The organism is Terrisporobacter muris (assembly GCF_024621905.1).
Lineage (GTDB): Bacteria > Bacillota > Clostridia > Peptostreptococcales > Peptostreptococcaceae > Terrisporobacter > Terrisporobacter muris.
In genome coordinates this window covers 1-2,434 of the sequence record NZ_JANKBY010000436.1, presented here as the reverse complement: position 1 = coordinate 2,434, position 2,434 = coordinate 1, and the positions used below count along the sequence as shown (strand labels likewise).

The window sequence follows — 2,434 nt, the reverse complement described above, 5'->3', positions numbered from 1 at the left end:
AAAGGATTTTATAGATTGAGGTGACAAAAGGTGATAAAGATAGTTGGGTTTATAAAAAAAGAATTTTTTATATTTTTAGTTATGGGATGTATTTATACAAATATAGAACTGGTATGTAGGGGGTATACTCATCCATCGATGCTTGTAGTAGGAGGTTTGTGTGGAGTTCTGATTGGCCTAATTAATAATATAGCTCCAAATAAACAGTTATATAAGCAATGCTTACTAAGTATGATAATTGTAACTTGTATAGAATTTATATCAGGATATATATTGAATATAAAAATGGGTTTGAATATATGGGATTATTCTAACTTACCGTTAAATCTTATGGGACAAGTAAGTTTATTATTTAGTGTTTTCTGGTTCTTCTTAAGCATAATAGCTATATGGCTGGATGACTATTTAAGGTATAAGTTTTATGGTGATAAAAAACCAAATGATTTATTTGTATACATAAAATACCTATTAACTTTTAGATCTTATCGCTGATTTTACATAAAAAAAGAAGGGCAATACTAGTGTAACTAGAATGCCCTTTTTTGTATTTATAATATTGGGGGAATATTATGAGGAATACATTAAATAGTGTAGACAGATTTAAAAATTTTATAACACTTTTTTGAAAAAAAATAAAAAACCCCTGATAATAGGGGTTATACTGATGTTTTAATACTATATTTATTTACATTTCTTCTTCATCAAACTCATCCATATTAACAGTAGGCATATTTGGCATCATACCAGGGAACATCATGTTAGGTGGCACTGTTCCAGGGAACATCATACCAGGGTACATCATATTTGGCGCCATACCAGGATACATCATATTAGGAGGAAACATACCAGGGAACATCATGTTTGGTGGCATCATAGGAATCATAGGTATATCGTTCATTTGATTATTCATATTGTTCATGTTATTCATATTGCCGTTATTACTGTTGTTTTCAAACCCTATATTCATATTATTGTTAGGCATATCCTCGTAAGGATTGAACTGTGGATTATCCACATATTGGTTTGAATATGTCGTATATTCAGGATTTATATTTGGGTTGAAATTTGCGCCTTGGTTATTATTAATAACATAAGGATTCATGTACATTAAAGGGTCTATATATGGTTGGGGATATATATAGTTTGGATCAATGTTATCGCTCATTCTATTAGGATACATGTTATTATAATTCATTTTAAGATGAACTCTCCTTTCAAATTTTTCATATAATAGATTTACTAATACTACTAATATATATATTAAAAAAATACTCAGATATGAATATTTTATAAATAGTTACAAATCTAAAAATATACAAAAAAAGGTTGCACAAGTAGGACAAATATCATAATATTAATATATGAACAGTTGTTCATATATTAATATTTAAATTGGAGGAATACAAATGAAAGACATTATAAATAGATGCGAGTGTACATATATACATGAAGATGTAATATGTAAAGTAAAAGATAGAATGCCTGAAGATGAAAAACTTTATGACTTAGCAGAGTTATTTAAGGTTTTTGGAGATACTACAAGAATAAAAATTTTATATGCTTTATTTGAAGAAGAAATGTGTGTATGCGATATAGCGGACCTTTTAAATATGACTCAATCAGCCATATCTCATCAGTTGAGAGTTTTAAAACAAGCTAGATTAGTTAAGTTTAGAAAAGAAGGTAAGGTTGTTTATTATTCGCTAGACGATAACCATATAAATCAAATATTTAACTGTGGCTTATGCCATATAGAAGAAACTTATAATCGATAGGGGGGAAGATAATAATGTTGGCAGCAGTATTGATAAAAAAAGAACTAATGCTAAATGGATTAACATGTGCTCATTGTGCTGAAACTATAGGAGAAGTTGTAAAAAATATTCATGGAGTACAAAGTAGTAATATGAATTTTATTAGTAAAAAATTAACTTTAGAAATAGATTCTTCTTATGATGAAGAAGCTATAATAAGTGAAGTTATTGCTCTTATAGATACAATAGAACCAGGGCTTGATATTCGGGTACTTAATAAAAGAGTAAATGCAGATAATAAAAAGGAGTTGATGTTAAATGGATTAACATGCGCCCATTGTGCAGAAGTAATAGGAGATAAAGTAAAATCTTTAGAAGGAATTCAAAGTAGTAACTTGAATTTTGTTAATAAAAAATTAACACTGGAACTAAATTCTCGAAAAAATGAAGATAAAATAATAGAAGATGTTATAGGTTTAATAGATTCAATAGAGCCAGGGCTTGATATCCAAGTACTTGAGAATAAAAATGAATTATATATAAAAAAGGATATTATTTTAGGTGGACTTAACTGCGCTCATTGCGCAGAAGTGATAGGTAATAAAGTATCTTCATTGGATGGAGTTAAAACATCTAATATTAATTTTGTAAATAAAAAATTATCTGTAGAAATAAATAGA

General features: G+C 28.1%; 4 protein-coding genes. 3 read left to right on the top strand and 1 reads right to left on the bottom strand.

Annotation, left to right across the window (positions count from 1 at the left end; translation table 11 throughout):
* Window positions 1-30: 30 nt before the first annotated feature.
* Window positions 31-492, top strand: coding sequence for a putative ABC transporter permease (locus tag NSA58_RS18885; protein WP_052232777.1), 462 nt, complete (start codon window positions 31-33; stop codon window positions 490-492).
* Between the two features lie 193 nt (window positions 493-685).
* On the opposite strand, the gene NSA58_RS18880 is transcribed toward NSA58_RS18885, so the two are convergent.
* Complete coding sequence (locus tag NSA58_RS18880; protein WP_074429958.1) at window positions 686-1,195, bottom strand: hypothetical protein; 510 nt, start codon at window positions 1,193-1,195, stop codon at window positions 686-688.
* A gap of 211 nt (window positions 1,196-1,406) precedes the next feature.
* Between NSA58_RS18880 and NSA58_RS18875 the strand changes: the two genes are divergently transcribed.
* Both NSA58_RS18875 and NSA58_RS18870 read left to right on the top strand, forming a co-directional pair.
* Entirely contained in the window at window positions 1,407-1,775 is a 369-nt protein-coding gene (locus NSA58_RS18875; protein ID WP_039677858.1) for an ArsR/SmtB family transcription factor, read from the top strand.
* Window positions 1,776-1,789: 14 nt separating this feature from the next.
* Window positions 1,790-2,434, top strand: a 645-nt coding sequence (locus NSA58_RS18870; protein ID WP_257560843.1) for a heavy-metal-associated domain-containing protein, incomplete at its 3' end; no start/stop codon positions are given.